Raw genomic sequence first — 24,220 nt, 5'->3', positions numbered from 1 at the left:
ATTATGTCAATATTGCTCACGAAAAACAAATGCTTTTTCAAAGCCGCCTGCGCGCTGGCCTTCTTGCTGGCGCTTTCCTTGACCGCCTGCGATGGCGATGATAAGACTATGGTGCGATTGGATGATTCCGGTGCCGAGACTCCGTCTCCTGCAACAAAGTTGCCCTTGAAAGTTGAGGATTTGATTTGTAGCGATGACATGCAAGTTGACGGCCGATATCTAAGAGTCTTCACTCCAGAAGATGATGAATATTCTTACTATAAATGCGAAAATGGCAAATGGATCAGCGTTACTGAAGCGGAAGTTTCTGAAGCAAAAGATTCTACTGAGGAAACTATAGTTTTCGAAAAATGCTTGGGTGTTGCTTGCGATGTAAAGAGAACCTTCGCCGATTTCCGGAAGTGCAATGCCAAGAACGAAGGCCTTGTTGATTCAACGGGGCAAGAAAATGTACACATGTTTGTAGATTTCTACACGTGTAAAAACAATGAGTGGGTGCGTGATGATGAAACTTCGTGTGAAGCGTCTCTTCGTCATTTTGAAATTGGAGAGTCCTGTGATGAATCGCTTGAAATTGATGGTGCATATTATAAAGTCACGGAAACTTGTTCCTCGATGCCGCGATATTGGAAATGTGAAAATAGTAAATGGTCTCTTCTTTCCAAAGGGGATGAACCGCCTGATAGTGCGATGGTGCTAACTTATGCTATTGAACCTTTTAGGTTTAGTGGTGAAAGGGAGATGCTTGAATTCAAGAAATGCAACACTGAAAATGAGGGGCTGGTAGATTCCGTCGTTCATATACCTTGGAACCCAAAGATCGATTACGGTTACACAAAATATTACAGGTGCGAACAAGGCTCTTGGAATGAATTTGATGGCCATTATGAAGGTCTTTGTGGAGTGGACAATTCTGATGAAGACGGCTCGAATCTCGTGTGCGATACTGCGGGAGTGTCAGTAGGGGCAATTTGTAAAAGATCGGTTTGCGTTAATACGGGAAAATCCATCATGGGATGTCATTCTGTTTGTTATGGCAAAAATACGTATCTCTATATGGGTGACGGCGTTTGGGAGCCTTTGGCCTTTTCTGATGTTCTTGGTAATCGAAGTAATTCTGATAGCTCTTTGGCTCAATGGACAATGGAATGTACTGCTGAAAACGAGGGGAGAAAAGAAAAACATTCTTATGGTGTAGCTCCAGATGTTATTGAGTTCTATTACAAGTGCGTTGACGGCAAGTGGATCGAGATGAGTGAAAGCGATTATGAAAACGATTATGAAATTGAATATTATTGCACTGCGGAGAAACCGGAGAAACCGAAAATTGGCGATACATGCTCCGTCAAGTTGGGAGATAGCACGCGGCATTATTTGTTTATTGATGTGCAACTGGAAAGTTCTCAGGACCCAAGAAATATGTGGGTAGAATCCACTGTAGACTCTGTGCTTGGCTACTGTCCGCAGGTTCATACGGAAACGAGGTATATTCAGAAAGACGAAAAATTTTATTACTGCTATGGGGGCGAGTGGTTGGAGGCAGGTCTTGTCCCGCATCAATATACGGATCCGCGTAAAGAGGGCCTGACCGACGAGGAATACGATGTGCTGGACTTGCCGAAAGAGGCTTCGGTAGGGGACCGTGTCGGCGGCTTGTTGGAGAACTGCTTTAACGATATGGATATGGGATTTTACGTGTCGCATAAATTGTATTACGAGACGTATGATTACTGCATGTCGAAAAAATATTATCGATATCGTGAAAATGGCACCTGGACGTTGGAAACGGAAGAAGATCTGGAAAGCGACAAGCACAAGAATCCACCTGAATGTACTCCTGAATCGGAAGGCGCGGAATACATCTCTTTGCTCGAATCGCGAGAGCCTGGAAAGAACTTCAAGCGAATCAGCGTTGAGTGTGAGAGTGAAACAGAATGCACTTGTAAAGACGAGCTTGTGGGGTATACTTTTGGCCGGTCCGAAAAGAAGTAGATTTGCTTTGTGTTCCTATTGTATTTTTTAAGTGCTTCTGTGCATGGAGGTTGTCATGTCAATATTGCTCACGAAAAACAAATGCTTGTTCACGGCCGCCTGCGCGTTGGCCTTTGGCTTGACTCTTGCCTTGACCGCCTGCGACGATTCATCGTCGGCCCCTGTTCTGGAGTTTGCGCCTGAGGCCCCTGCTCTGGGGTTCTCAGAAACACATTCTGTTAAACTAGATTCTGCTTATTGCGATTCCGTGACTCGCACTGGACTGCCATATGTATGTGGCGATTCATTGGAAATAGACGGGGTATACTACAGAGAGACCGGTATCTTGCGGCAAGAGGCTGCAGGTTGTACTTATAAGTGCCAGGACAATAAGTGGTCCTTCGTTCCCGCCAAGGATATCCCTGATACTGCGATCATCGTTTCGGACGAGGACCGTATCGCTGAACCAGAATACGCTCAAGTACTGCATTTCAAGAAATGCAACGCCGAAAACGAGGGCATTGTCGATAGTTTAACGACTGGAAGTCCCAATCCCAAAGGCGGGAACGCACGTGTCTATTACAGATGTGAACAAGAGAATTGGGTTGAAAGTCCGGCATGGGTTGCCTGTGATACCACCGGGGTGAACGAAGGGGATCTTTGTCGGCTGCAAACTTCTTTTCGTGGAATCCAGTTTGGTTCCGACACCTGGGAATGCTACAGGTATGCTGGTGATGGTTCTTGGAAAAATGTAGATTGCCCTGCGGGTCCAGAAAAAGAATGTAATGACGAAAACAAAGAGGTTAAAGAAAAGCTTGTCTTCACCAATGATACGCTTTTTTATAAGTGCAATGGCGGAAAGTGGGTGGAGTTAAGTATAGAGAATTATTATTGCGCAACGGAAAATGATGTTTTTGGAGATACATGTTCTTTTGAAAGATTCGGCAAAATAAATTTTTTCCGGTACGATAGCGTTGATACGGATGTCGGCCGTTGGACTGCAGCAGTCTTTGACCCCGAATTAGGTTTTTGTACGGAGAACGATGGTAACTATTGGCGCCGTCGGTATGCTAAAAAAGGCGAGGAATACTATTACTGCGACGTTAACTCATGGTTGCCGACAAAGTTTGTACCGCGGCAATATACGGATTCACGGAAAGAAGGCTTGACCGACGAGGAATACGATATGCTTGATTTGCCCAAAGACGCCAAGGTAGGCGACCGCGCTAGTGGGCTGCTTGAATATTGTGAACATAATAAAACCTTGGGTTTTGATTATCCGAATGTCTACGATTACTGCTTCTCCCCGAATCACTATCGATACCGTGGGGATGGCAAATGGTCGCGGGAAACAATCGAAGACATACATGCCGATGATATTGACCTGGATAGTTTACCCTGCGGAGGCTCCACGTGGTGTTGTACGGAGACCGAAGGAATGAAGCGGAGGGCTAATGGGTATTCTTTTGATGAACCCGAAAAAATCTACCAGTGCATTTCTGGCGAGACGGTTCTAGTTGAACGCCTTTGGAATCGCTACGAAAAGAAGACAACGGCGGATTAGCTTTATAAATGCGCATTTTTGTGGATGACTAGCCCCGGGATTGCAAGCCGCTCTCCCGGGCTTTTTCTAAATTTATGCCCGAAAAATATAGAGCTATGAGGTATGGGCTCGGCGACCTCAAACCTCATACCTAGCAGAATCTATTGAGGTATAAAATAATGGCTAAGTATAATCCGCAAGAGATCGAAACCAAGTGGCAAGCCTACTGGGAAGAACATCAGACTTTCAAGACGGGCACCGATAAGTCCAAGCCCAAGTATTACTGCCTGGACATGTTCCCGTACCCGAGTGGCGCAGGCCTCCATGTGGGCCACCCCGAAGGTTACACCGCTACCGATATCATCTGCCGCTACAAGCGCAGCCGCGGTTTCAACGTGTTGCACCCGATGGGTTGGGACGCTTTCGGCCTCCCCGCTGAACAGTACGCCATCCAGACCGGTACGCACCCGGCCATCACGACCAAGAAGAACTGCGACAATTTCCGCCGCCAGATCAAGCGCCTTGGCTTGAGCTACGACTGGAACAAGGAAGTCAACACCACCGACCCGAAGTATTACAAGTGGACGCAGTGGATTTTCAAGCGCCTTTACGGCACCTGGTTCGATGAAGAACAGCAGAAAGGCCGCCCCATCGAAGAACTCCCGATTCCTGCCGATGTCGAAGCAAAGGGCAAGGAAGAAGTCCGCAAGTACAAGGATTCCAAGCGCCTCGCTTACTACGCCGACGCTCAGGTGTGGTGGTGCAAGCACTGCAAGATTGTGTGCGCGAACGAAGAAGTCTTGAACGACGGCAGCCACGAAAAGTGCGGCACCAAGGAAGTGGAACGCCGTAACCTCAAGCAGTGGCTCATGCGCATTCCTCTGTATGGCGACCGCCTGCTGAAGGGCCTCGACAAGCTCGACTGGCCGCAGGGCGTGAAGGACATGCAGAAGAACTGGATTGGCAAGAGCTTCGGTGCCGAAGTGGATTTTGCCATCGCCGATGCTGAAGGCAAGCCGACCGAAAAGAAGCTCCGCGTCTATACCACCCGTTGCGATACGCTGTTCGGTGCCACCTACATGGTCGTCGCCCCGGAACACGCCATGGTGCCGGAACTCACGACTGCCGAACAGAAGGCCGCCGTGGAAGAATATGTGCACGCCGCCGCTTTGAAGAGCGACCTCGACCGTACCGAACTCGCCAAGGAAAAGACCGGCGTGTTTACCGGTAGCTATGCCGTGAACCCGCTTACCGGCACCAAGATTCCGGTGTGGGTCGCCGACTACGTTCTGACCGGCTACGGCACGGGCGCCATCATGGCCGTGCCCGCCCACGATACCCGCGACTTCGATTTCGCGAAGAAGTTTAATTTGCCCGTCATCTGCATCATGGAACCCGATGCAAGCTGCCCCGAAGATGTGAAGCCGCTCGTGCTCAAGGGCGAAGCCTGCTGGGCTGCCGACGGCACCTACATCAACAGCGAAAATGCAACGCTCTGCCTGAACGGCCTCAACAAGAAGCAGGGTATCGCGAAGGTCATCGAATGGCTCGAAGCCAACAAGATCGGCAAGGCCACTGTGAACTACAAGCTCCGCGACTGGCTCTTCAGCCGCCAGCGCTACTGGGGTGAACCGTTCCCGATTATCCACTGGGAAGATGGCGAAATCTCTACCGTCGATGATTCCGAACTGCCGGTGCTGTTGCCGGAACTCAAGGACTACAAGCCGGGTGACGGCGGACGGTCTCCGCTCGCCAACGCTACCGAATGGCTCCAGGTCGTCGACAAGAACGGCCGCAAGGGTATCCGTGAAACGAACACCATGCCGCAGTGGGCTGGTTCCTGCTGGTATTACCTGCGCTACATCGATGCCTGCAACGGCGACGCATTTGTTGCAAAGGAACTTGAAAAGTACTGGATGCCGGTCGACCTCTATGTGGGCGGTGCCGAACACGCCGTGCTCCACCTGCTCTACAGCCGCTTCTGGCACAAGGTGCTCTTCGACCTCGGCCTCGTCTCTACCGACGAACCGTTCCAGAAGCTCTTCAACCAGGGCATGATTCTCGCCTTCGCTTACGAAGACGCCGCTGGCTCCAAGGTCCCGACTGACGAAGTCGAAGAAAAGAACGGAAAGTTCTTCAAGAAGGGAACCGACATCGAGCTCAAGCAGATTGTGGCGAAGATGAGTAAGTCCCTCAAGAACGTTGTGAACCCCGATGACGTTGTGCGCGATTACGGTGCCGACAGCCTTCGTTTGTACGAAATGTTCATGGGCCCGCTGGATGCCGTGAAGCCGTGGCAGACCAAGGGCATCGAAGGCATGAACCGCTTCCTCGGCCGCGCCTGGCGTTCTGTGGTGGGCGATTCTGACGAAGCCCCGGTGTTCGTTGATGAAACTGCCCCGGAAGCAATCGAGAAGGTGATGCACCAGACCGTCATCAAGGTCACGAGCGACATCGAGAACATGAGCTTCAACACCGCGATTAGCCAGCTGATGATCTTCAACAACGAAATGATGAAGATGGACAAGCGCTACCGCGAACCGTGCGAAACCTTTGTGAAGTTGCTGCACCCGTTTGCCCCGCACATCGCCGAAGAAATGTGGAGCATCCTCGGACACAACGAATCGCTCACGAACGTCGCCTGGCCGGAAGCCGACCACTCCAAGGCCGTCGAAAACACCGTGGAAGTCGTGTTCCAGGTGAACGGCAAGGTCCGCGCGAAGGCATCCGTTGCCAAGGACATGGACAAGGCCGCCCTCGAAAAGCTCGCCATGGAAAATGAACGCATGAAGGAATTTATGAACGGAATGCAGGTTGTCAAGTCGATTGTTGTGCCGGGTAAGCTGGTCAACATCGTTGTGAAGCCGGCATAATCCGCATGTCATGGCGAGGGGCGAATAGCCTCATTGTCATTGCGAGGCCGAAGGCCGTGGCAATCTCTAACAGCATTAAAAAAGACCGTAGCCTAACCGCTGCGGTCTTCTTCTATTTCCTAAACAACTCGCTGTGCGAGCCTGTTCGCGCTAGCGTCAATATGAGCGTGTCGCCTGAAATCTTGTAAATCAACAGCCAGTCCGGCTGAATGTGGCATTCGCGAAAAGAAACCCAATCGCCGACGAGGGCGTGGTCATGGTGCCGGTCGTCTAGCTTTTTCCCTGCCGCCAAATCATCAACGACCTTTTGCAGGAGGGCCATATTTAGCCCTTTCTTTTTTGCCTGCTTAAGATCCTTCCTGAACTTTGATGTGGTCTTGATTTCCATTATTCGTTTAGAATGTCCTTGATCATTGCGTTTGCGTTCTTGTAAGATTTAGCCTTGCGCTTGCCGCTGGCAATTTCGTTTGCTTCGGTCATGGCAGCGATGGTCTCGTCGTTTGGGGTGTCAAGTGCAATTTCAAAAGGAATCTTGCGTAGACGGACGACCTGCTTCAAGAAAACGGTGATTGCCGTTGACATGTTCATCCCGAGTTGGTCGAACAGGTTTTCGGCTTGTGTTTTGAGCTTTGAATCAATTCTTGCGCTGATTGTATTCATTGTGGTTCCCATAATGCGCTCCTTTTTACTAAAAAATACATAAAATTTAGTAAAAGAGCAATACAATGTATTAAAAATCATTCACTTTTGCCTGTTTCGGAACAAAAAAACACATAAAAATCCCCTTGAAAATCAGGAATGATTAAACTTCCAACAGTTACAAATATATAAATAACAAATGTCAGAATATGACAATTTGTGTTTTTTCTTAAGGAGGTCTTTTTACAAATTAGACAACTGTCTAAATAATTTTGCCAGTGTTAAATGTTATTGGTGGAGCAAGCCGCTTTCGTGGTCGACTTTCCGTGAATTCTTCATCTCTTTCTTGATTCGGTACATTTCTTTTTCGGCACGCTTTTGGACCATGGCGACGTTTGTGTCGTTGATGTCTTTGAGTGAATATCCGCATGCGATACTCAACCGTTCCCAAGCGCTCTCGGCTGTGGTCGATGCGTTCATCCTCTTGTTGATGCGCGTGATGAGGTCGCCGCGGTTTCGCAGGTCGTTGCCCATGAGAATGACAACGAATTCATCGCCACTGATGCGGAAAACGGGGCTATGACAGAAAATATCGCATATCAACTTGCAGCAGTTGACAAGATAGGCGTTGCCGTTGTCGTGCCCGTAATTGTCGTTAATGGACTTTAGGTAGTTGAGGTTGCAAACCAGGATGCCGAATTCGCGCAGTTGCTTGCTCGCTATTTTTGTGTCTACTTCTTTGCAGTAGGCGTCGTAAGCGGTGCGGTTGCGTATGCCGGTAAGCGAGTCCCTGTAGGCGAGCCCTTGGATTTGGCCAAGGTATTCTTGCATGTGGTCTTTCGCTGTCTGGAAACTTTTAGAAAGGTCGCCAATTTCGTCGTTGGTCTCGACCTTGAATTGCACCTTCATATTGCCGCTAATCAGCTTGTTCGCTGTTTCTGTCAAGTTGAGGATGGGCCTTGTGATGGAATAGGCCACCATTGCCGATATGAACGAGAACAGGATTAGCAGGAAGACGGCGAAGATGAAAATTTCCACAAGGAGCTTGTAACGCTCGGCGTTGATTTCGGCTTCGGGAACCCGGATGCCAAAAGACATCCCGTTCGGTAGCTGGGTGCGCAGTGCGCGGTACCCTTTTTTAGGTTTGAGGGTACTGCCCGGTTTCAGCTTGGGGTGGACGATGATTTTCCCGTTTTCGTCTTCGAGGAATGCGTATCCTGTTTGGTAAACTTTAATGCTAGAAACGAATTTGATAATATGGCTGAAGTTCAGGTCGATCCCGATGATGCCGATGTCCTGGTCGAACTTGGTGAGCGGGACAACGTAAGAAATCATGTAGACGTTGATATTCTTGTTCTGGTAGGGGAGCAGCCATGTGGGTTTGCCGACTTTGGTGGGTTGGTAATACCAGCCTACGTGCTCCGTATCGCTGGAGTCGTATTTCGAAAGGTCGGTGGGGGTCATGTTCTGGAATTCGCCGGTTTCCGGATTTTTCGAGATGAAAAGCCCGGAGGTGGGGGGCGTAAGTTCCGGATTGTACCGCAAGTAAGCCGAGGTTGCGTTCTTGATGTTGCCCAGCGAGGCCATGATGTAGTCGTTGATTTTTTCTGTAATCTCGTTGCGGGATTTTTCTTGCTTGAGGGCTTCTATCGAGGGGATGTCGCTGAGGATGGGTGCTGCGATGCCGTTTGCGAAATGCTCGATATCGGTAAAGAGGGGAACAATCTTGTGCTGCTCAACGATAAGCCTGTTCTGGAGGAATTCCTGCGAACGCTTCTGCAGAATGTCGCTGGTGAAATAAAGTGCCAGCCCTCCTAGCGAGAGGGTACAGAGGATCAAGCCGGACAGCGACAACCCGAATATTTTCCTGTGAATCGGTATTCTCATGTCTTCTCCCTTCTGTCACTTTCCTCGCACTTCGATGACCTTCTTGTTGCTAGTGCTCCCCAACACGACTTCTACATCCCGCTTGTGGACTTTGAAGTGATTTGCAACAAGTTCGCAGATGGCTTCGTTGGCCGCCCCGTCTACGGGTGGGGCCTTGACATCCACCTTGAAACTTCCGTCGGGCAGGGCCGTGATGCTGTCACGTTTGCTCCGCGCATGGACCTTGATGTTGATGCGCATGGCCCGATATTCCCGCCTATGCCAAAACGTTCCCGATCGATCCGCTGGTGGGCTCCTTCGGAGACATGGCTTCCAGCTCGCGTTGGTCGGTTTCCATAGCTTCCAGGAGTTCTTCCTGGCCACGGATGAGTGCACGGCAACGGATAAAGTAGTTGCTGCGGAGCTGCTTCAGCTGCTCGATTTCCATGCGGAGGTTTTCGGCTTCGCGCTTGGTGTTTTCCACTTCGCGGGTTGCCCTGGCCTTGGCTTCGGCGATGATGATTTCAGCTTCTTTTTCGGCAGTCGCTTTGACTTCGTCTACCGTCTTCTGCATGGTGACGACTGCGTCTTGGATGGTCTTCTCGATTTGCTTGTAATAGTTTACGCGTTGTTCCGCAATCTTGAGCCGTTCGGTCAGGTCGGTGCGGTCTCTTGACATCTGTTCAAAGGCGACGGCGGCAGTCTCTAGGAATGCCTTGACCTCGTCCGCGTCGACTCCGCCGAAATTTTTCTTGTGGAAAGTTTGATTTCGGATGTCCAATGGTGTCAGTTCCATATATTTACCTACCGAGGGTTGCTAGTTGGATAACTAAGGGCCATTTCTAAATCAATTTCTTGTAAATAAGGCATTTTTTAGAGATAGCCTAAGAAAAATATAATAAAGTGAAGAGGGGGGAGTCCACTAAAAAATGAACATAAAATAGGTTATTAACTCCATCAAATGAATTTTTTTCGGCAGTAATCAGGCTTTTAGGCGAAAAGTCCATTTTCCTTATGGTATGTAGACCCCCATTTTTTTGTAAATTATCCGTGGATTTCCTTATTGGCTATATTTTTAGGAGGAGTCATGAGAAGGAAGAAGTCTTTTTTGACAATGGGACTCCTTGTCTCGGCTGTGGCTACTTTTGTTGCGTGCGGGGACGAGGTCACCGAAGTCAGCGAATATTATACGACGGGTCTCGAGGTTCTTGAATCCAAGCAGAAAATGCCCACCTGCGACAAGAATGCACTCGGTGATATGCTGTATGTGACCGATTCCAGTAGCGTTTTTTATTGCAACGGGAAAAAATGGATCAACGTGAAAAGCCGTGATGGCAAAGATGGAATCGACGGCCAAGACGGTATTGACGGGGAAAAGGGCGCGAAGGGCGATCGCGGCGACAATGGCACTAGCTGTTCCGCACAGACGGTATCGAACAAGACCAAGACCCGTAAGGGGATCGAAGTGCGCTGCGACGAGGAAGTCGTGGATACGCTCTGGAGCGCCGATAGCCCCGATATGGATCTCGGCTGCAATGCAAGAGTCATTATGAGCAAGGATAGCACCGATTACGGAATCGAGATGGAATGTGGAGGCTACGTTATAGATACCCTTTGGGGCTTCATCCAGATTGCCCCGGATTCCGAGGAGACCTTGTCCGATTCGGGCAAAAGCTCTTCTAGCAAGAAGTAATGTATGAAAAGGAAATGGTACGGCGTTTCGGTGCTTGTCATGCTGCTCCTTCTCGCGGCGTGTAGCGTGAATCGTGGGAATACCGCCCTGCTTCGGGGCAAACTCGTTGTTCCGGAAGAGGGAACCTATTACAAAAAGCAACTTGAGGCTATCGAGCGCGACTCCCTCTCGGCCGTTCCCTATACAAACTGGCGCCAGTTCCGCACTGCCTTTTTCAAATGCCGCCTTGCAAACCCGTCAAATCTCGGCGTGCCGCTCAAGACGACGATGGAACTGACGAAGGCTGCGAATGGCAGCTATGAGGGGGACGTTGCAAAGCTTGCTTACGATATCTTGGAACGAGACTACACGAGCATTGCGGCGCATGCGGCCTTGTCGAAAAATCTTTCGATTTACCCGACCGTGCGTGAATTCCATGGTGCTGTCAGGAATGCGCTGGTAAAATCCATTGTCAATAGCGGTGATGGCAAGTCTCCCGAGACTGCTATGTACGTCATTGGCGTTGCCGAAGAATACGAAGCGCTCCAAGAACTCGGATTGACGCAAGAATCCCAGAGATTGGAACAGAAAAACAATCGCCATTACGACGTGTTCGCTGCCCGCGATTCCACGGGCGAAAAACGGGATGTGTATTTTGCCGTAGATGAGTTCTACGGGATGTTCTACTAGTCTAGCCTAGTTTTGATATTACTTGATCTGCTTGCCGCGCCCGTTTTCCCACTTGAATATCGAGAAGGGAAGGCCGTTGGGCAGGTAGATGGTCTGGGTTCCGTCGATGTAGTAAATCTTTTTGCCCTCTGAACGGCTTGTGCCGTGGAATTCGTGCATCATGTTTCCGCGGTCGTTGTAAATAAAGTAAAATTCTGATTTATTGTACTCGGTAGACAGGTTGCCGTTGTCGTCGAAGAACTTATACGAAATTGTTTCGCCGTTGACCGTGTGCAGTTCAAATTCTAGCGAAGTGCCGTTCCGGTACGACTTGCTCGTGACTTTGTCTTGTATTGTCCCGGCAGAATCAGTGATTTCTTGCCAGTATTCAATGTATTTCTGCCCCTTCTCGTTGAACGAGGTCACGTGGCATTTGCCCGAACACGCCGCCTTGTCCACATTGATGGTCACGTCCCCTTCGTGATCTTCTTTAGGAGTCCCGCTCGGGTAGTACGACTTGTAGTGGTGGGACTTTTGGAAGTCTTTCACAAGGACTTCGCCTTCGTAGCCTTTCTCTTCGGTGATAATCCCGTCGTTTACGACAAAGAAGTTTTTCCCTGTCTGCAAGCGGTAGTTCTTGTCGGGGGCGTCCTTGCTGTATTCGATGTCGAAGAATATGTAGTTGACCGCGTTGCGCTTTTCCCCGGCTTTCGTAATTCTGCCGTCACGGGTCTCGGTGAATGTTTCCGAGGAGTCGTTCGCAAGCGATGCCTGCAACGTCGCCGAGAATCTCTTGACGACGATATCCGGCAGTTTGGACTGGATCATCGCCATCGAAAGGGCGCTCCCTTTCAGGAAGTCTGCAGTGACGGAATCCTTGACCGCTCCGTTTTCGTAGGTGTATTCCTTGCCGGCTTTGTGGTTGTCAACAAAGTGTGCCAGTCGGACCAACTTGCCGTTTTCAAATTCCCTCTGTTCTCCGTTGTATTTTTTCCCTTGTACGGCAGTTTCCTGTATGTGTCCGTTTGCTAGAGTGTCCCGTTGGATGTACTTGCATTCCCCGCACGGAGTTCCGTCGGAAAAAAGGGGAACCTTGGGGGACGACTGAAATAGGGCACAAGAGGCAAGAATGAGCGACAGCGGCAGGAATGTTAACCAGTAGAACATTGCCTAACCATAGCATTTTTGGCGCTGTTTTGTATTTATGCTGTGCTGAAAATAATGGAAGAGCGGTCTCTTTTTCAAGAGAACCGCTCTCATGAGTTGTCTGCAGGAGTATATTGGAAAACAAAAGGTTGATAAATGGACTCTAACAACCTTTTAAGGTGCTTCAAAAATATATTCTTGGAATTATGTTGTCCAATAGATTATATATATTAAATTGATAAGAAAAATCTATTGGTTTTTTTCGTGAATGGATAAATTAATTATTATTATAAGTAAAGGTTTATATGGGTTGATTGAGATATGGAATTAACACACTTAAAATATTTTTTGGAAGTTGCTAAAAACGAACACGTTACCAAGAGTGCCCGCAACTTGTGTATTGTCCAGCCGGCGCTGACGCAGGCAATTCACAAGCTAGAAGCGGAGTTGGGCGTGGACCTTTTCAAAGTACAGGGGCGTAACATCAAGCTTACGGAGTGCGGCCGATTTTTCTACAAGAGCCTCAAACCGCTCTACGACGATATCGAGGCGCTGCCAGACCGCCTTCGTGCGATGGCGAACGAACTAAACCAGACTGTGAACTTGAATGTGCTTGCGGCCTCGACACTCGTGACGAACGCCGTGATTAAGTATAAGCAGACGGATCCCGGCTTGAGAATTAACTTGATCCAGAACGAATCGACGACGTTGTACGATGTCTGCGTGAGTACCAGCGAGAAGTATGTACCCGTGCAGGGCTCCGACGAGGAGACATTTGTCTGTACCGAAAAGATTTTCCTTGCGGTTCCGAATACGCCACAGTACAAAAAACGGAAGAGTGTTTCGCTCAAAGACTTGAAAGACGAAAACTTTATCGGGCTCTACGGGTCGAAACGCTTGAGTTCCATTTATGCCGAGTTCTGTAACCGTGTGGGGTTCCATTCCAACACTTCGTTTGTGAGCGACAATGCGACAGCGGTCAAGGATGCCATTGCCGGTGGTGTCGGTGTAGGTTTCTGGCCTGAATTTTCGTGGGGAAGGATGGACCGGCACAAGGTTCGGTTGCTTGAAATTACCGATGGGGAATTCAAGCGCGATATCGTTGTCCGCTTGCGCAAGAATAAACAGAACAATGCACGCGTTGAACAGTTCTTTGCATTCCTGTGCAGCTTTTTGAAAAAGGAAGCACAAAAGCATAGGCAGTTGGCGAAGTAGTTTTTGAGAACTTCATGAATATAGACAAGGATTTGTTGCAAGAAATAGTCCGTAAGCGGATAAAAGCTTCGTTGCTGTCGTTCGCGTTGCTCCCTATCCTCATTTTTGCAATGTATTTCTCACAGAATTATGGTGGCTGGGAAAGTGCTGCGGAACCGAGACCATCGCACCATGTAGACCTCCAACTGCTTTACTCGTTTCTCGTTCGCGGTGTGGAAGATTCTTCGCTTGGAGCTCCGTTCAAGGCATACCCGATAGATGTGGACGGTCACCATGCGACATTGGTGGAGTACCCGTTCGGGAGTTCCCCGCGACGCACAGATTCCGCTTCGACTCCCAAGGGAATCGCATTGTACATACACGGATTCAACGATTATTTTTTCCAGAGAGAAATGGCGGAAAAGATGGATTCTGCAGGGTATGCCTTCTTTGCTGTGGACTTGCATGGGTATGGTCGCTCCATTCGCGAAGGCGAGCCGCGTAGCGACATGCACTTTGCTTCGGAGTTCTTTGCCGAAATTGATTATGCCGTGGAGATGGGTTGGCATTTGGTCAAGTCGAATCTGGAGCACAAGGTTTATGATACAGTGCGGGATTCCTCGAACGAGGTGATTACAAGGGCTATTACGGCGATAAAGCGCCCGCCGAGTATATTGGTGGCTCATTCGCAAGGTGGCTTGATTGCATCGCTCTACATGGAAGATGGCCGTAGGGACAAGTTTGGTGCGGTCGTGATGAACAGCCCCTTTTTGGAGATGAATTTTGGTTTCCCGATACGCAAAATTGTTTTGCCTTTGGTTGCTTCGATTGGCCTTTATTTCCCTGATTATTCGGTGGGTTCCACCGGGAACCCGAACTATGCGAATTCCTTGTACAAGGGAGAGAAGGGCGAGTGGGAATACAATACGGACTGGAAACCTTTCAAGCGTCCGGAAACGTATCTCCATTGGGTGCGCGCGATTCACAAGGCTCAAACCAAGGTGCGCGAAGGCCTGCATATTGCATCCCCTGTACTTGTGTTGCATAGCGGTTGCAGCGTGAAGGGAGAGGAATGGGTGGAAGAATATACCCGTTGCGACGGTATCCTTGATGCGCGTCTTATCCGCGACGCATCGCCGAAATTGGGACCGAAGGTGCAAACGGCCCAAATTGACGGTGCCTTGCACGACGTGTTCCTCTCGAAAAAAGAAGTGCGCGACAATGCTTACGATTTGACATTCCGGTTTATCAATGAATCCCTTGCGGGGTCGCAGGGACACTAGCCCTTTTCTATATTATAGCCAAACGAGGCAAAGTATTATGATTATCGATTTGAATGGCATGGAGACGACTGTCCTCCCGAACTTCAAGGGTGGCGAGAAGGAATTCAAGGCCAAGATGTATTTCGACGGCACAACCCGCATTATGCGCGGCACGCTTGAACAGGGCGCTTCTATCGGGTTCCACAAGCACGAGACCAACAGCGAAATCATGTTCATCTTGAGTGGCGAAGGCAAGGTGCTCTTTGACGACGGCGTGGAATACGTGAAGGCCGGACAGTGCCATTTTTGCCCCAAGGGCCATTCCCACAGCTTGATTAACGAAAGCGCAGAACCGCTCGTGTTCTGTGCTACCGTGCCGGAATTGGGATAGTTGCAAGGCCATGCCGATTCTTACCGCCCAGAACCTGCTCTTGCGTATCGGTGCGAATGCACCGCTGCTCGACAACGTGTCGTTCGACATCGAGGCGGGCGACCGCATTTGCCTGGTCGGCCGCAATGGCGAGGGCAAGAGCACGCTGCTCAAGGTGCTTAGCGGTGAGATGGAGGCCCAGTCGGGCGACATCGTAAAAAAATCCGGGCTCCGGATTTCGCGCATGATTCAGGAAATCCCTGCGCACATCGAAGGGACGGTCCGTGATGTGGTGATGGCAGGAGTGGTTTCCGACAGTGCGCATGATTCCCACGCCGAGGCAATTCTTGGCAAGACGGGTATCGATGCGACCGCCCTGTACGACGACTTGAGCGGTGGGCAAAAGCGCCGTGTGCTTTTTGCGCGTGCTGTGGCGCAGGATCCCGATTTGCTCTTGCTCGACGAGCCGACAAACCATTTGGACATTCCCGCTATCCAGTGGCTGGAAGGAATCGTGACGCGGCTGAATTGCGCCGTGATGTTTGTAAGCCACGACCGTGCCTTTGTGCGCCGCGTGGCAAGCCGCATCTTTGAACTGGACCGTGGTCGCTTGCGCGGCTGGGATTTCCCTTACGACAAGTTCGTGCAGTTCAGGGATCAGGCACTCGCCGAAGAAGACAAGGCCAATGCGCTTTTCGACAAGCGCCTTGCCGAAGAAGAAGTCTGGATCCGCAAGGGAATCCAGGCGCGGCGGACCCGGAACGAGGGCCGCGTTCGCGCATTGATTAAAATGCGCGAGGAGCGTGCCGCCCGCCGTACCCGCACAGGTAGCGTGAACATGCAGATTACCGAGGCGGAACGCTCCGGGCGCCTGGTGGCTCGCCTCACCGACGTGAATTACTCTTACGACGGCGCCCCCCTCATTAGCCACTTGACGACCGAGGTTTCCCGTGGCGATCGCATTGGCATCGTGGGCCCGAACGGCAGCGGCAAAACGACGTTGCTCCGCCTGATTCTGGGGGAACTTCAGCCCGATTCCGGTGACGTGCGCCTCGGCACCAACTTGCAAATTGCCTATTTCGACCAGATGCGGACCAAGCTTCGCGAAGACAAATCGCTGGTCGAGAACATTGGCGATGGTCAGGCTTACATTACGCTGAACGGCGTTAAACGCCATGTATTAAGTTATCTGCAAGACTTCCTTTTCTCGGCAGACCGCGCCCGTGGCCCTATCAGTGCGCTATCGGGTGGCGAAAGGAACCGCCTTTTGCTCGCTTGCCTGTTTAGCCATCCGAGCAACGTGCTCGTGCTGGATGAACCGACGAACGACCTCGACATGGAAACGCTAGACTTGTTGGCGGAACTATTGGCCGATTACAAGGGGACCGTGCTTACTGTGAGCCACGACCGTGCCTTCTTGGATTCCGTCGTCACGAGTGTTCTGGCTATCGAGGAAGGCGGCACCGTCTTTGAATCGGTAGGCGGTTACAGCGATTACGAGGCCAAAAAGAAAGTCCGTGACAAGGAAGCGGCGAATGCGGCCCGTATCGCCGCCGAAAAAGAGGCCGAAAAGGCTGCTCGGGTATCCCAGAATTCCGAGGTGGTTGCTGCCCCGGCCAAAAAGAAAAAGCGCAGTTACAACGAAGAGCGCGAATATGCGGCCCTGCCCGACAAAATCGAAAAACTGGAGGCCGAAATCGCCGAATTCCAGTCGGAACTTTCAAAACCTGAAGTTTTTACCAATGCGGCCCGTATTGTCGAACTCCAGAAGGAAATTGCCGACCGCGAACAGGAACTTGAAAAGGCTTACGAACGCTACGAAATCCTGGATTCGTATTCTTCCTAAGTCCCGTGTCTATTTATTGCTTTTTTTATCACGAAAAAATGCAATTCTACTAGCCATTTTTCCTTTTTTTTGCTCAAAATCGCCGTTGTAAACATTCTAAACTATATTTTGAGTTTCCCGTGTGACAAAATGCACATTTTGATATAATTTTATAGTAATGTAATTGAAAGATGACGAGGGAGATTCCAATGGTTTTTATTGAAAGAAAATATTCTTCCATACTGCCTCTCTGTATGGTAGCGTGCTTCTGTTTAGTGGCACAGGCCGGAGCGGCCGAACGTTTAATATGGGATGAGAGTGGCGTAAGCGAATACTATGGTCCGCAGAATATTTATAGCTATGAATATCCTGGGGATAATGGCAAGAAGGACATCTTTATTGATCTGGATACTGCCGAGATAACCGATGCGCCTTATTACATGAAGGCGACGTTCGAGGCGCAAGAGAAGGCCAAGGGCGGAGCCGGCTTTGGGTTCTATTGGAGTGTGGACGCAGAGTACAATCCTACAGTAACCAATCTTTCATCTTTTGGTGGCGTTTGCTTGAATTACTCGGCCACGAATCCAGTGCGTATGGATTTTGTGCAGTACGATATAAGGCAGGACGACGAGGTGAATCCTGATGGTGATAACAACTATTTTGGCTATAGGCTTCCGTCTACGGATGGCCAGAGAAAGAACGTGTTCGTCGCCTTTGCAGACCTTGAATTGGGTTGGGACAAGAATACATCGCAAAATGTATGGAAAGTCAAGCAGCAGTTGGGTCTCCAGTTCAGTTACAAAGCGGATCTTGCTAGTAGGTTCGGGCAGAGCAATGTTTTCAGTATCCATGCTTTAAATTTGGCTGATGAATGCCCGCAGCATCCTCCTGTGGTGAATCCGGAATATCCGACCCGTGTTGAATTGCAAGAGGGGCAATCGTTTGTTGTGCGCCTTTCTGAAGTGTTCAGTGATGCAGACGGAGATACCCTTTCCATTACTGCGAAACCGTTGGGCTCTGGCGTGAATACCGATTTCAACGATACAAAGCAGTTCTACCTGGGTGATTCCATGACGTTTGTGTCGGTGGCTAATCCGAAAGAAACTGACTCGCTAAAAGTGGAACTGATTGCAGTAGAAGTGAAGACCAATAAGAAAGTTACGCATAATATGGTTTTCAAGCCAATTGACCTTGCTCATGTCCCCACAATCCGTGATACGACGTATAAACTGTCTCAAGGGGATACGATTGGGTGTACGGGAAAATGCTCTTTCTACGATACATTCGCTTACGATCTTGACGAGGATGAGTTTGACCTTTATCTCTTAGATGAACCGGAATTTGGTGAGTTTAGTTTTGATGCAGAAAAGGGTCAGTTTACCTATATCGCACCTACGGACACCTTCGGAGAAGTGTATTTCTCGCTGTACGCTATAGAAACGAATAATCCAACAAGTGTTAGCGATACAGTGAAGTTCAAGATTAACGTGCTGGATATCAATGATCCTCCGACTGTGGAAATTTTGGATTCCGCGATTAACTATGTCATTGGGGAGGGCGATACCGCCCAGATTAAGCTCGACAATTCAAAAACGTTCATCGAAGTGGACGAGGATTTCGAAGATTCCATAAGTGTGTTTATCACTGCGGATAATGCTGTATTCAGCGATGTGGATTCGGATATCAAGATGCGTGTGAAGACGAACGGGCTGGTAAATGCAGAAATTGCGACAATCGGCAAGTTCCAGTATATCCTGGTTACCGCTAAGAAAGATGCCAATGGCCTGGCCAAGGTGACGTACTATGCAGATGACGGAGAATTCCAGGCTGGTGTAGACTTTTATGTAAAGGTGGCTCCGGTCGAAGATCCTCCGGTGGCCGTTGACGACAAGTACGATGCCGTTCAGGATTCTACAATCAAGGTGGCCGCAAAGAAAGGCGTACTTGCAAACGACAAGAATCCGGATGATCCCGATGCCGAACTGAAGGCCAAAGTCAAAACGAAGCCGGAACATGGCACGTTGACCCTGAGCGAAGATGGTTCCTTCAAGTACGAGGCCGATGAATCGTTCCGTGGCAAGGTCACCTTCACCTATATCTGTGTCAACGCAGACGGTGTGGAGTCTGAACCGGCGACCGTCACTATCAATGTCGCTGCCAAGAACATGCCTCCTGTGGTCCGCGAGGGAATCGCAGACTCTCTGGAAACCGTGCTTTCTACTTTTGTCGAAGACAAGATTACCACGGCGAAGACTTTCAATACGAAGGTTTTGAATTCCTGGTTCGAAGATCCAGATGATAATCCGATGACTTTTGATGCCGTCAATGAAGATGGCAAGCTCAAAATCACTGTTTCCAAAACGGCTATCGTGCTGTCTCCGGCTCCAGATTCCTGCGGTGAATCCGAAGTGACCTTCATTGCAACGGATAGCCTTGGCGCAGAGACGAAGCTGACTGTGCCTGTGAAAATCAAGCCGGTCAACGACGCTCCTGTTGTGGTCTCTCCCGAGGATGCCCGTTACAAAGTTGAAACTAGTGGCTGGGAGATGAAAATTGATTTGGATACTCTTGTTTCAGATATTGATGACGATTCTTTGACCTATTCTGTTGCCAAGAGTTCCTCTAGGTTGTCGCAATATCTGGATATGAAAATCAAAGGTTCTATATTCACTATCAAGCCGCATTCTATTGGCCTTGAAAAGAATACCGATTATCCTGTCACGATCGATGTCAAGGATTCCGAGAAGTCCGTGCAATTGGTGCTGACGTTCACTACAGGCTCGTCGACCAAGCTCAGGACCATTGTCCAACCCAAGAAGGATTGGATGGGCGAAATTGCCGCCAGCCGTGGTGCAGTTGTTCTCCTTGATATGCAGGGCCGAGTGATGTGGACGGCTAAACTTCCGGTGTCTGAGGCCCAGGTTCGCGCCGCTGCCGCTGCCGTGCAGGGCCGCAAGATCCTGCGGGTGAATAACCAAACTTGGACGGTCAAGTAGTAGGAAGTAGACAGTAGAATGTAGACAGTAAAGGCTCCGCGATGCGGAGCCTTTGCATATTTCAAGTAGCCTGGCGGATAGGCCCGTAGGGCCACTGTCTACTGTCTACTTCTAACTTCCTACTTTACTAATGCTTCGGTGTCGAGCGCAATCAGCAGTTCTTCGTTGGTGGCGACGACCATGGCGGTCGGCGTGCCGTCCTTGCTGATGATGTGGCCGGAGTTCTTGCCGTTGTCCTCGTTGCGGGTGTCGTCAATCTGGTAGCCGAGAATCTTCAGGTTTTCCATGACGGTCTTGCGAACCACGCGGCTGTTCTCGCCAATACCGCCGGTGAACACGAGTGCGTCGATGCGCGGGAGTGCCATGGCGATGCCGCCGATTTCACGGGTCAACTTGTAGCAGAAGGTTTCAAGGGCAATCTGTGCGCCGAGGTGGCCTTCGCTTGCGGCCTGCGTCAGGGTGCGCATGTCGTTGCTTAAGCCGGAGAGGCCGAGCAGGCCGGATTCCTTGTTCACGAGCTTGTCGAGACGGTCGATGTCGTAGCCGTACTTCTTGCTGATGAAGAAGAGGATGGCCGGGTCGAGGCTGCCGGAGCGCGTACCCATGATAAGGCCGTCGAGCGGGGTGAAGCCCATGGTGGTGTCGGCGCACTTGCCGTTGAGAATCGCGGAGCAGCTGGAACCGTTACCGAGGTGGGCGGTGATGAAGCAGCAGTCTTCCGGCTTCTTGCCGAGGATGCTTGCGGCTTCGGCGGTCACGAAGCGGTGGCTGGTGCCGTGGAAACCGTAACGGCGGATGGCGTCGTCTTCGTAGAACTTGTATGGGATGCCGTAGAGGAAGGCCTTGCGCGGCATAGTCTGGTGGAAGGCGGTGTCGAACACGGCCACTTGCGGGAGCGTCGGGAAGAACTTGGTTGCGCATTCCATGCCGGTCGCATGTGCAGGTTCGTGCAGCGGGGCGAACAGCGTGATGCTGCGGATGTAGTCGATGACTTCCTGCGAAACCTTCTCGCTCTTGATGTACTTGCCGCCATGCACCACGCGGTGACCGATGGCTTCGATCGTGTCGATGAGCTTCTGTTCGGCGAGGAACTTCTGGACTTCGGCGACGGCTTCGGCGTGCGTGGGGCAGTCGAAGTTGAAGTCGATGTTGCCTTCGGGGCCCTTGGCCTTCACGTGGCCGTTCACGCCGATATTTTCGACGAGGCCGCTGGAGATGGACTGCTTGGTCTGGGTATCGATGACGGCGAACTTGACCGAAGAACTGCCGCAGTTGAGAACGAGTACGCGCATAGTTAAATTAGGGGTTAGGATTTAGAATCTAGGGTCTAGGGATGATATCCCGTCCTTTTGTTTAAATAATAGCATTTTTTTCTAAATTCACCTTGATGCTCAACGAAAACGCAGATTTTGTTCAGGCCAAGGATTTCTTCAAGGGAATCCTTCCGGACGAGCGTGTCTTTTTCTTGGTGAGGCATGCCGAACGTGACCACATCAAGCCCACCGATGCCGACTATGGTGCGCATGTCGGCCTTACGGAACGCGGCCGTGAACAGGCGCTGGCTCTGGGGCGCTGTATTCCTGTTGATGGTGATATGGTGTTTTTTTCGAGCCCGGTGGGGCGTTGCGTGGAGACCGCGCGATGCATAGGGAAGGGGCGTGCTGCCGCCGCTGGTGTTGCGTTGGCTCCGGACATGCCGCTGGTGGAACCTCTCGACGCTCTTGGCAATTTTTTTGTCCAGGACTACGACGAGTTCACGAAGGTGCTGCGTGCCGGTTTTTACGAGGGCATCTGCGAATGGCTGGTGAACGAGGTGGCTGGCAATCCGCGTAATCAAATCGAGGCGTTCTGCCCGCTTGCGAACCGTTCCGAAGAGATGCTTGCGATGATGCTTGAAAAGGGAAATATGCGATTCAATATTTTCGTGACGCACGACGCTTGGTCCGTTCCGTGCCTTACGCATTTTTGCAAGATGCGCTTTACGCCGCAGCGTTGGATGAACTTTTTGACAGGGATGGCTGTGGTGACGGATGCGCAAAAGAATGTCCGTCGCATTGTACCCGTGACCGGCCTTGAAACCGGCTGGTTGGAGTTTTGAAACTAGAGAATAGAGACTAGAGAATAGAGGCTAGTGAATAAGAATCACGCACTTCGTGCGTCAATATAAGACGGCGAAGCCGTGAAATTTTTCCCTAGCTCCTAGATTCTAACCCCTAACCACTTTATTATATTACTACCATGGTCTCCTCTTCTAGTACTTATCGCCGTGTTTTTGTGCTGGGTTCCGGTTTCAGCAAGTCTTTCTTGCCGAGCATGCCCACGCTGAAGGATTTGAATGCCCTGATTCCCGATGGCATTCCGGACGAATTCCCGCATTTCAAGGAATATTGCCAGCGTTTCCTTTGCCTTTGTAACGGACAGCGCGAATATCTTGGCATAGAACAGTTGGCCACGTCTATTCTCTCGGCCCGTATATTCCCGGGCGAACGCGACCGCCTCTATCGTGCGACGTTGCGTTTTGAACTGCTGCGTTTTATTGCGAGTGTTATTCGCCGTGACGAAATCGTGAAGGGCGAGGCTTCGTTTATTCTGAAGAATTTTCTGAAGTCCTGTGCTAACCACACTGCATCGGGTGAACGCGAGACGCTGCTGCTCAGCTTCAACTACGACACGCTTATCGAGACGGCCATTGCCAACTATCCCGAACTGTCGGAACAGATTTCCGTGGACTACGGTGTCCGCATCGAGCCTGCCGACCGTTCCGCCCACCGGATTGCCGCACCCCAGACGGTCGACTTCATCAAGCTGCACGGCTCGCTCAACTGGTTCCCGGTGAAGGGCGCCACCGACGAGCTCGACCTGAAGAACGTCTGCCAGGTGGAACCGCAGGACCGCAGCTTCCCGATCTACAGCGAGGACACTCCCATCTATATCCCGATGGCGCATGCAAAGGAATCTTTTTTGCGGGGGAGCCTGTTCAATCTGCTTTGGTCGCGGGCTGACTACTACCTCGCTCATGCGCGCGAAATCATTTTTGTCGGGTACGGTTTCCCCAAATCCGACGTGAACAATCTTGAGTTCTTGCTCAAGCATCGCGACCGCTTCAAGACTGCCGTCATATTCGAGAAAGAAGGAACTCCGGATTTGGAACGCCTCCGGGCCCTGCTTGGTAAGGACATTGTCGTGGACTGTGACGCTAAGGAGTACTTGAAGTCGACTTGCGGGTAGTTTTTGCTATCTTACATGGCGGAGATTCATTGTATGTTCAAGAGAATCCTGATAGCTGTTACTTTGTTCTATATCGGTGCGGCCAATGCCCAACTTGTGCAGAAGGGCGGCGCTCCAGAGGACAAGGTGAATTTATCTATGCAGCAGCCGCTTGTCGTGACTGGTGATTCACTCAATAAGGTAAAGGCTCTGGACGATTCCGTCAATACCGTGAACAAGGATCCGACGCTAGTCGATGCGGTGCGTACAGGAGCCATCTCGAAAGGTGCCGAAATTGTCGGGCAGACGTTGAAGGGGATGCTTTCCCCGAATTCCATGGAAGCCAATGCTGTGGAAAAGGAACGCGAATACCGCTGACAGGGTACAAAAAAAGACGGTCCCTTCGGTTGAAACACTCGAAACTACTAATCTTGTAATGATAGCAGCGCCTCGGGGCTTTGTTTTTCGCATCGGAGTGCGCCTAAACTGAACCGCAAGAGCAACGAGCTGTATAAATTCTGTTAGATCGGGCGTTAATACCGTGGGACCGCCGATGATTATAATATACTATCGGGAAACTGAGAAAGCAAGTAATATTTTTGTATTTTTTATCTCGCGATATTCGCCTAAAATCGGCTTTTTTTAACACAAACGTGACAAAACAGCCGTGGGCTATATCTGTTGCTCGGGGCGGTCGATGCCCTCTTCGAGCAAGCTCCCGAGGTCTCTGGCGGACTTGTCCATCTGTTCACAGTACAGTTTTGCACGGCGCATGTTCTTGCGCACCTCGAACAGCTCCGAGGTCAGTTCGACTGCAAGGAGCGAGAGCCGCTTCTTGTAGTCCATCTGGTATTTTTCGTAGCGCTTGAAGCGTTCGTCGATAAAGGCGATGATTTCACCCAGTTCCGCATCGGGCAAATCCGTGCGGATCTGGATCCTTTCCTGTGCAACCGTGACTGTGACGGATCTGAGTTCTAAGTCTGCCAT

21 protein-coding genes are annotated in these 24,220 nt (G+C 50.4%); 13 read left to right on the top strand and 8 right to left on the bottom strand.

The annotated features are described in order from the left end of the window. The first annotated feature begins 3 nt into the window (after positions 1–3). The 3 genes from Q0Y46_RS07160 to leuS all read left to right on the top strand — a co-directional run bounded on the left by Q0Y46_RS07160 (position 4) and on the right by leuS (position 6,387). The gene (locus Q0Y46_RS07160) at positions 4–1,992 is read left to right on the top strand and encodes a hypothetical protein (protein ID WP_297946151.1); all 1,989 of its coding nucleotides are present in this window, start codon (positions 4–6) and stop codon (positions 1,990–1,992) included. Between the two features lie 55 nt (positions 1,993–2,047). Further along, the gene (locus tag Q0Y46_RS07155; protein ID WP_297946148.1) at positions 2,048–3,535 is read left to right on the top strand and encodes a hypothetical protein; all 1,488 of its coding nucleotides are present in this window, start codon (positions 2,048–2,050) and stop codon (positions 3,533–3,535) included. Between the two features lie 158 nt (positions 3,536–3,693). Next, on the top strand, positions 3,694–6,387 hold the full coding sequence (gene leuS, locus Q0Y46_RS07150) for a leucine--tRNA ligase (protein ID WP_297946143.1): 2,694 nt from the start codon (positions 3,694–3,696) through the stop codon (positions 6,385–6,387). 112 nt (positions 6,388–6,499) lie between these two features. Here the strand turns inward: leuS and Q0Y46_RS07145 are convergent, their stop codons facing one another. The 5 genes from Q0Y46_RS07145 to Q0Y46_RS07125 all read right to left on the bottom strand — a co-directional run bounded on the left by Q0Y46_RS07145 (position 6,500) and on the right by Q0Y46_RS07125 (position 9,688). Next, complete coding sequence (locus Q0Y46_RS07145) at positions 6,500–6,778, bottom strand: type II toxin-antitoxin system YafQ family toxin (RefSeq protein ID WP_366522494.1); 279 nt, start codon at positions 6,776–6,778, stop codon at positions 6,500–6,502. After that, positions 6,775–7,059, bottom strand: coding sequence for a type II toxin-antitoxin system RelB/DinJ family antitoxin (locus tag Q0Y46_RS07140; protein ID WP_297946137.1), 285 nt, complete (start codon positions 7,057–7,059; stop codon positions 6,775–6,777). The genes Q0Y46_RS07145 and Q0Y46_RS07140 overlap by 4 nt, the downstream gene beginning before the upstream one ends. Positions 7,060–7,314: 255 nt before the next feature. After that, entirely contained in the window at positions 7,315–8,913 is a 1,599-nt protein-coding gene (locus tag Q0Y46_RS07135) for a diguanylate cyclase (protein WP_297946134.1), read from the bottom strand. Positions 8,914–8,928: 15 nt separating this feature from the next. After that, the gene (locus Q0Y46_RS07130) at positions 8,929–9,153 is read right to left on the bottom strand and encodes a DUF167 domain-containing protein (protein ID WP_295679933.1); all 225 of its coding nucleotides are present in this window, start codon (positions 9,151–9,153) and stop codon (positions 8,929–8,931) included. A gap of 16 nt (positions 9,154–9,169) precedes the next feature. Further along, positions 9,170–9,688, bottom strand: a complete 519-nt coding sequence (locus tag Q0Y46_RS07125; protein ID WP_295679930.1) for a DivIVA domain-containing protein — start codon at positions 9,686–9,688, stop codon at positions 9,170–9,172. Positions 9,689–9,979: 291 nt separating this feature from the next. Between Q0Y46_RS07125 and Q0Y46_RS07120 the strand changes: the two genes are divergently transcribed. Next, a complete protein-coding gene (locus Q0Y46_RS07120; protein WP_297946131.1) occupies positions 9,980–10,585 on the top strand; it encodes a hypothetical protein in 606 nt (201 codons plus the stop codon). Between the two features lie 3 nt (positions 10,586–10,588). Beyond that, positions 10,589–11,254, top strand: coding sequence for a DUF4919 domain-containing protein (locus Q0Y46_RS07115; RefSeq protein ID WP_297946128.1), 666 nt, complete (start codon positions 10,589–10,591; stop codon positions 11,252–11,254). Positions 11,255–11,272: 18 nt separating this feature from the next. Here the strand turns inward: Q0Y46_RS07115 and Q0Y46_RS07110 are convergent, their stop codons facing one another. Beyond that, positions 11,273–12,400 carry a hypothetical protein gene (locus Q0Y46_RS07110; RefSeq protein ID WP_295679921.1) on the bottom strand — a complete coding sequence of 376 codons (1,128 nt, stop codon included), beginning with the start codon at positions 12,398–12,400 and terminating at the stop codon, positions 11,273–11,275. A 300-nt stretch (positions 12,401–12,700) separates the two neighbouring features. Here Q0Y46_RS07110 and Q0Y46_RS07105 point away from each other — a divergent pair, with 300 nt between their 5' ends. The 5 genes from Q0Y46_RS07105 to Q0Y46_RS07085 all read left to right on the top strand — a co-directional run bounded on the left by Q0Y46_RS07105 (position 12,701) and on the right by Q0Y46_RS07085 (position 20,026). Then, positions 12,701–13,594 (top strand): LysR family transcriptional regulator, encoded by an 894-nt coding sequence (locus Q0Y46_RS07105; RefSeq protein WP_295679919.1) that lies wholly within the window; start codon positions 12,701–12,703, stop codon positions 13,592–13,594. A 14-nt stretch (positions 13,595–13,608) separates the two neighbouring features. Then, positions 13,609–14,856, top strand: a complete 1,248-nt coding sequence (locus Q0Y46_RS07100; RefSeq protein WP_297946124.1) for an alpha/beta hydrolase — start codon at positions 13,609–13,611, stop codon at positions 14,854–14,856. Positions 14,857–14,893: 37 nt separating this feature from the next. Beyond that, positions 14,894–15,226: a cupin domain-containing protein gene (locus Q0Y46_RS07095; RefSeq protein WP_295679913.1), complete on the top strand. Its 333-nt coding sequence runs from the start codon at positions 14,894–14,896 to the stop codon at positions 15,224–15,226. A 10-nt stretch (positions 15,227–15,236) separates the two neighbouring features. Then, positions 15,237–17,051 (top strand): ATP-binding cassette domain-containing protein, encoded by a 1,815-nt coding sequence (locus tag Q0Y46_RS07090; RefSeq protein ID WP_295679911.1) that lies wholly within the window; start codon positions 15,237–15,239, stop codon positions 17,049–17,051. 233 nt (positions 17,052–17,284) lie between these two features. After that, a complete protein-coding gene (locus tag Q0Y46_RS07085; protein ID WP_297946120.1) occupies positions 17,285–20,026 on the top strand; it encodes an Ig-like domain-containing protein in 2,742 nt (913 codons plus the stop codon). A gap of 119 nt (positions 20,027–20,145) precedes the next feature. On the opposite strand, the gene Q0Y46_RS07080 is transcribed toward Q0Y46_RS07085, so the two are convergent. Next, complete coding sequence (locus tag Q0Y46_RS07080) at positions 20,146–21,318, bottom strand: acetate kinase (protein ID WP_297946116.1); 1,173 nt, start codon at positions 21,316–21,318, stop codon at positions 20,146–20,148. A gap of 95 nt (positions 21,319–21,413) precedes the next feature. Here Q0Y46_RS07080 and Q0Y46_RS07075 point away from each other — a divergent pair, with 95 nt between their 5' ends. From Q0Y46_RS07075 to Q0Y46_RS07065, 3 genes are all read left to right on the top strand, one after another. Further along, positions 21,414–22,124 (top strand): histidine phosphatase family protein, encoded by a 711-nt coding sequence (locus Q0Y46_RS07075; protein WP_297946113.1) that lies wholly within the window; start codon positions 21,414–21,416, stop codon positions 22,122–22,124. Between the two features lie 140 nt (positions 22,125–22,264). Beyond that, complete coding sequence (locus Q0Y46_RS07070; RefSeq protein WP_297946110.1) at positions 22,265–23,254, top strand: SIR2 family protein; 990 nt, start codon at positions 22,265–22,267, stop codon at positions 23,252–23,254. A 33-nt stretch (positions 23,255–23,287) separates the two neighbouring features. After that, complete coding sequence (locus Q0Y46_RS07065; RefSeq protein WP_297946107.1) at positions 23,288–23,611, top strand: hypothetical protein; 324 nt, start codon at positions 23,288–23,290, stop codon at positions 23,609–23,611. 294 nt (positions 23,612–23,905) lie between these two features. On the opposite strand, the gene Q0Y46_RS07060 is transcribed toward Q0Y46_RS07065, so the two are convergent. Continuing rightward, positions 23,906–24,220, bottom strand: a complete 315-nt coding sequence (locus Q0Y46_RS07060; RefSeq protein WP_295679900.1) for a hypothetical protein — start codon at positions 24,218–24,220, stop codon at positions 23,906–23,908.

The organism is uncultured Fibrobacter sp. (assembly GCF_947305105.1).
In the GTDB taxonomy this organism is placed as follows: Bacteria; Fibrobacterota; Fibrobacteria; order Fibrobacterales; family Fibrobacteraceae; genus Fibrobacter.
The sequence above is the reverse complement of the archived record's forward strand: the minus strand, read 5'-3'. Positions and strand labels throughout refer to the sequence as shown.